We start from the raw sequence: 5,301 nt of genomic DNA, 5'->3' as shown, positions 1-5,301 counted from the left end.
AGGGTTTCGCATAAGCCTCACGGTCTCCCGACTGTTCGGGGCGTAATCCTTCTCATACTCGTCGCGAATCCAGTCCATTATTGCTCGAGTGCCCAACATCGGGTTGCTTGCTTCGGACCACGGGTCATCAGGTCGCAGCGAAAGTAGAGCTAGCAGCACAAGCGCTGATCGTTCGTTCGACCGCTCAGCGTCCATTCCGAGAATCTCGAGAAGTCGGCGAGCCTCAAGGATACGGTTCGCGATACTCACGCGACGCGCCCAATATCAATCACGGCGCGAGAGATGATCTCGTCTATTTTTGTCTGAGATGCGGCAGCGGCGGCAGATTCGCCGAGACGTCGGAGCGTCTCACTTGCTGGGAACCGCAACGTACGCAGGTCCGTTGCGTTCACCTGCGTATGTCCTGAAAATGTGCGGAAGAAGCTATCCACCACGGAGGAGTTTAGCCACATTGCAAGACCGCGCGCCATGAGCTCGTCAAGCCCTGCGCCCTTGGAGTGAAAAATATTCAGGTTCTCAAAAGCGATCGGACCCGGAATCTCCACTGGTGACCATACCGATGCAACGATACGTCGCCTCTCCTCCTTAGCGGAGAATCGCTTTACCACGCAATACCATCCCTCGGGCATTAGCAGATTGGTATCCTTGGCATCCGATGGCGCAAACCATTGGGCCTTACGGATCCCGTCGCGTGGCCATTCGAAGGCCCCCCGACGAAGATTGCCAGGATAAATCAAGGGATACGCATCAGGTGTCGCTTGAAATAGCAGCGCGTGACGAGATCGAAAGTCAACTACCCTTCCGGTCGAGACCTGCAAATTGAGGTCGCTCAGAGTGTGCGGCAGCGACATCATCAACTCAGCAACCGCTGTGTCTTCGTCCTTTGTGGAAATTCGAATGAACCGCTGAGGATCGTCCAAGTGCACCACATCGTGGTAGGGGACAACGCGGTGTGTCGCGTCGTCCTCATGACCAGTGCTCACTGACAAGATGACCGAGTTTCTATCTCCGTGTTTCGTGCCGCAGAATATGACATTTTCCTGCAGGACGCCCGTGTCCGCGAAAACAGTTGAGCGGGACTCGAATACGTGCACCCGATCGAGGGCGATCTTGTCAAGTAGATATGCTCGGAAATCTCCGAAATAGGGACCATTGCAGAACGAGCGAGGCGTGATTGCCACCAATTGACCGCTGGGGCGGAGAGCCGCAGACGCAAGAGCCAAGAAGGCTGCATAGAGGTTCGGTGCGTCCACTCCGGCCTCACGCACTGCCGTGCGGTGCGGTGATGATGCAGCCAATTTTGCATACGGTGGATTTTGGATAACAAGGTCGTGATCGAACAATCTTGGATCGGGCGCAAGGCCTGTCGAGGCCATAATGAAGTCGTCTTGGAGGACATCGCACGTAACGCGCCCTTCGCCGGCGACCTTGCAGGCTTCGAGCGTGTCACGGAGATACGGGATGACGGTCTCGTCGCACTCGACAGCCACTACGTGAATCGCGAGCGTCGGGCGCTCGGCCAGGAGGCGTGATACCAGGGCCGCCGTCAACATACCCGAGCCGGCTCCAGGATCGAGCACGCGAAGCTCGCCGGATTCGACGAACTGGGGCATCGTCGCGATGAGCGACGCCGCGCGCGACGGGGTGAAGAACTGGCCAAGTGCGTCCTGCCTGGTTGCATCGCGGCTTGCCAGGGCTGCCAAGCGATTCCGCTCCGCCTGCTCGATAAGGCTGTCTGTCACGAAGGCCAAGCTATCGCCGGGCACCCCCAAGTTCGTTGATCCCGCGCGAGACCGCGTCGGCGCCCCCGGAGTCGAGCCCTCACTCCGACCGGTCCGCTCGGGGCTGCCAGATAGTGCTCTGAGTGACGCACGAGGCCGAATCACCCCTGAGCTTGATCTTTAACCTGAGGTGCCGGTGCTCACCTTGAGCTACCGCGGGCGGTCTCAGCGTCAAACTCCGACTTGGCGGGTTGCATCCGGGAGCTGCCTCCGCACCTGTGGGTACGCCGCCTTCGCCCGCCGGGTCATCCGGGCTCACGGCCACCGGGTCGCCGGCGGTGACGTCGAGGGACTCGGCGAGCTGCTGGCGCTGCGGGACGAGCTGGACGCCGCGACCCAAGCCGCCGTTGACGGGCTCCGCAGCTTCGGATACTCGTGGGGTGAGATCGCCTCCAGGCTCGGCACCACCCGCCAGGCGGCGCAGCAGCGATGGGACCGTCCGTAGTCTCCGTTCTAGTCTCATTCGCTGGCGTCCGGCGTCGTCCGCGAGCGGTTGGAGAGCGGCTCGCAGGCGGTGCCGAGCACGGGCGAACGCTCGCGGACGATCAAGCGCAGACCTCGAAAGCGTGTGAGGGGGCAACTCCTCCGTGGGGTTCAAATCCGACCGCCACCGCCATCTGACCAGGCACGACGCCCGGCGCCCGCGACCGAGGGGCACCGGGCGTCGTCGCGTTTCACGGGTGGGCCCGCAGGAGCATCCCGGCCAGGTCCAGCGCCGCGCCGACCTGCGGCTCGCCGCCGCCGAGCAGTGGCGGGTACAGGTGGACGTCGCACAGTCGCACCAAGGCGCCCGCCATCACCTGGGACGGCAGGTTCAGGGTCAGGCGCCCGGCGGCCGCCTCCCGCTCCAGCAGGTCCGCGAGGAAGATGGCGGCGCGCTCCTCGACGACGCCGGCCGGCATGGCCAGCCGGATGAACAGCAGCGGCTCTCGCTGGGTGAGTGCCGCGAGCGGTTCGGCCGACCCGACAATGGCCATGAACCGGCGCAGGACGTCGAGGACGAGCTCCACACCCTCGCCCGACGACTCGCTCAGCGCCTCGCGGAACGTGCGTTCGGTGTACTCCGCCAGCACCCTCGCCAGCAGCTCCTCGCGATTCCCCACCCAGCGATACAGGGTCGCCCGGCCGATACCCAGCTCCGTCGCGAGCGCCGACATGTCCAGCGGCTCGCTGAGCAGGTACGAGCGCATCGCCGCCTCGACGACGTCGTCGGGGCCGGTGGCGCGCGAGGACGCCGTACGCCGTGGGTTCACCTGGGGTAGCACCTCCGCGCCGTTGCCGGGCAGGCGCCGTGCCGTGGGCCGGGCGCGCTGGTGACGGTTCACCGGGGACGCATCGGGACCCATGACGGCGGCGCAGGCCGCTGAGGGGACTCTAGGTACTATGCCCGAAATGCCACCTTGACGCGTGTTTATCCGGCACCTTGCCGACGCCGTCCCCGTTGGCCCGGACAATCGGCGGGCTGTGGCTCAGTTCTCCGCGAGCACCGGCGACGGGCCTGGTAGGCAGGAACCGTGCCCTTCACCGGAAGCCATCCCGCCGCGATCCTGCCGTTCCTCGGCGTGGGGACGCGTGCGGGCGGGCTCGTCCCGTCGGCGCTCGTGATCGGCAGCATGTCGCCCGACATCCCGTACTACGTGGCGCTCCCGGTCGACCGGCACGTGACGCACTCGCTGGCGGGTGTCCTCACCATCGACCTCGTCCTCGGCCTGATCGCCCTCATCGCCTGGCAGGGACTCTTCGGGCCCGCGGCGGCCGCGATCGCCCCGCCGGGCGTGCGGGCACGGCTGCGCCCGGATCAGCCCGCTGGCCCGCGCCGCCTGCTCGGCCGTCCCGCGGGCTGGGGGCTCGTCGTCCTGTCGCTCTGCGTGGGTGCCCTGACGCACGTGGCCTGGGACGCCTTCACCCACTCCGGTGAGTGGGGCGAGCGGCACGTCACGTGGCTGGCCGAGACGTACGGGCCGATGCCGGGATACCGCTACGCCCAGTACGGCAGCGGCGTCGTCGGGGGCGTCGCCATCGCCCTGTACCTGCGGGCGTGGTGGCGGCGGACGCCGGCGTCGCCGCAGGTCGTGCGGGCCCCTGCGGTGCCCCGGGAGGCCGTCGCGGCCGGCGTCTGGGTGGCGGTCGTCGTGGTGACGTTGGCCGCCGCCGTCGCGGCGGCGCTCGTGCCGCTGAGCTCCCCCGCGGGCCCCGACTACCGCCGGGCGGCGTTCCTCGCGGTGACGCGTGGCGGCTCGGCCGGCGCCACGGTCCTGTTCGTCTTCGCGGCCTGGTGGGCGGTGCGGAGGCGGCGGTGGACGGCGAGTCCACGCGCCCGGTGATACCTACCTATTTGCGTTTATTTTGCGTCGGGTCGATTTGCATCGGTCCGCGTGTCGGCCATTGCTCATCCCGGCGTGGCCGGGACGCATCCCTCCGGCGCCGGCGCCGGCGCCGGCGCCGGCACGGGCGCGATGGCCTTGCTCGCCTCCGGGCGTGGCTTGAGCGCCTGGTAGGCCGGCCCGATCACGAGGTCCACGGTGCGGCTGGTGCGCCCGTCGTCCTCCAGCGTGAACTGGCCGACGAGCTGCGCGGAGACGGTCTGCGCGGCCAGTTCCCCCACGGGCCCGTGCCGGACGGCGGCGACGCCGGTGATCACCCGGCCGCTCGTGTCGTTCGTGACCGCGGCCACCCGGAACCCGCGCGCCTTCAGTTCCGCGGCGACGGCGCGCGCCAGGCCGACCCGTCCCGTCCCGTTGTAGACGTTGACGGTCACCCGGGCCGGATCGGTCGCCCGCTGCCGGGGACAGGGTGTGGGGCGCGCGTGGGCGGTCTCCTCCCCGAACGTCCACCAGCGCATCCAGTGCCCGCCTGCCGCGATTCCTGTCGCCAGCACCAGCGCGACCACGACCGCGAACGTCCAGGCATGGCGCCGCTCGAGTCGCCGGCCGAGATCGCCCGGCAACACGTCGCGGCCCGACCGTCCGGGAGTGTCGTCTCCCGATCCGACGGTCGCGCCGTCTCCGCCGTCCGTCTCGTCGCCCGGCTCCCCGAAGCCCGCGACCACGGCCGTTCCTACTCGTCCAGGTTCAGGACCCGGGCGTGGAGCACCGGGCGCTGGGCGAGGGCTGCGCGCACTGCTCTGTGCAAGCCGTCCTCCAGGTACAGCGTGTCGCGCCACTGCACGACGTGGGCGAAGAGGTCACCGAAGAACGTCGAGTCCTCCGACAGCAGGGCACTCAGGTCGAGGGTGCGCTTCGTCGTCACCAGCTCGTCCAGCCGCACCTGACGTGGCGGCACGTCGGCCCATTGCTTGGGCGTGGTGTACCCGTGTTCCGGGTACGGGCGCCCATCGCCGACTGCCTTGAAAATCACCCCGGTGATTGTAGGAGGTCGGGAAACCGGGTGGGGCCCTCGAGCGTCCGGCCGGGTCAAACGGGTTGCCACTCGCTCGGAGCCGGTTCCTGAACCTCTCGCCCACTGCGGCAGGCTCGGTGGGGACCCCGCGGAACCTCTGAGAGCCTGTTTTGGAATTCCC

The 5,301-nt window shown here is 67.6% G+C and carries 7 protein-coding genes; 2 read left to right on the top strand and 5 right to left on the bottom strand.

Annotation, left to right across the window (positions count from 1 at the left end; all coding sequences use genetic code 11):
- Together AC08OU_RS22275 and AC08OU_RS22270 are read right to left on the bottom strand one after the other, a co-directional pair.
- A partial coding sequence (locus AC08OU_RS22275; RefSeq protein ID WP_476605699.1) for a hypothetical protein occupies positions 1 to 249 on the bottom strand: 249 nt, incomplete at its 3' end.
- Positions 246 to 1,766 (bottom strand): Eco57I restriction-modification methylase domain-containing protein, encoded by a 1,521-nt coding sequence (locus tag AC08OU_RS22270; RefSeq protein ID WP_476605698.1) that lies wholly within the window; start codon positions 1,764 to 1,766, stop codon positions 246 to 248. The genes AC08OU_RS22275 and AC08OU_RS22270, both read right to left, overlap by 4 nt.
- Positions 1,767 to 1,917: 151 nt before the next feature.
- Here AC08OU_RS22270 and AC08OU_RS22265 point away from each other — a divergent pair, with 151 nt between their 5' ends.
- Complete coding sequence (locus AC08OU_RS22265) at positions 1,918 to 2,226, top strand: hypothetical protein (RefSeq protein ID WP_476605697.1); 309 nt, start codon at positions 1,918 to 1,920, stop codon at positions 2,224 to 2,226.
- 229 nt (positions 2,227 to 2,455) lie between these two features.
- Here AC08OU_RS22265 and AC08OU_RS22260 read toward each other — a convergent pair whose 3' ends face one another.
- The gene (locus AC08OU_RS22260) at positions 2,456 to 3,106 is read right to left on the bottom strand and encodes a QsdR family transcriptional regulator (protein WP_476605696.1); all 651 of its coding nucleotides are present in this window, start codon (positions 3,104 to 3,106) and stop codon (positions 2,456 to 2,458) included.
- Between the two features lie 189 nt (positions 3,107 to 3,295).
- Between AC08OU_RS22260 and AC08OU_RS22255 the strand changes: the two genes are divergently transcribed.
- Positions 3,296 to 4,105: a DUF4184 family protein gene (locus AC08OU_RS22255; protein WP_476605695.1), complete on the top strand. Its 810-nt coding sequence runs from the start codon at positions 3,296 to 3,298 to the stop codon at positions 4,103 to 4,105.
- A 65-nt stretch (positions 4,106 to 4,170) separates the two neighbouring features.
- On the opposite strand, the gene AC08OU_RS22250 is transcribed toward AC08OU_RS22255, so the two are convergent.
- Complete coding sequence (locus tag AC08OU_RS22250) at positions 4,171 to 4,830, bottom strand: LytR C-terminal domain-containing protein (protein WP_476605694.1); 660 nt, start codon at positions 4,828 to 4,830, stop codon at positions 4,171 to 4,173.
- Between the two features lie 8 nt (positions 4,831 to 4,838).
- A complete protein-coding gene (locus AC08OU_RS22245) occupies positions 4,839 to 5,138 on the bottom strand; it encodes a type II toxin-antitoxin system VapB family antitoxin (protein WP_476605693.1) in 300 nt (99 codons plus the stop codon).
- Positions 5,139 to 5,301: the final 163 nt, after the last annotated feature.

It is taken from the genome of Frankia sp. CcMO1 (assembly GCF_977945845.1).
The sequence above is the reverse complement of the archived record's forward strand: the minus strand, read 5'-3'. Positions and strand labels throughout refer to the sequence as shown.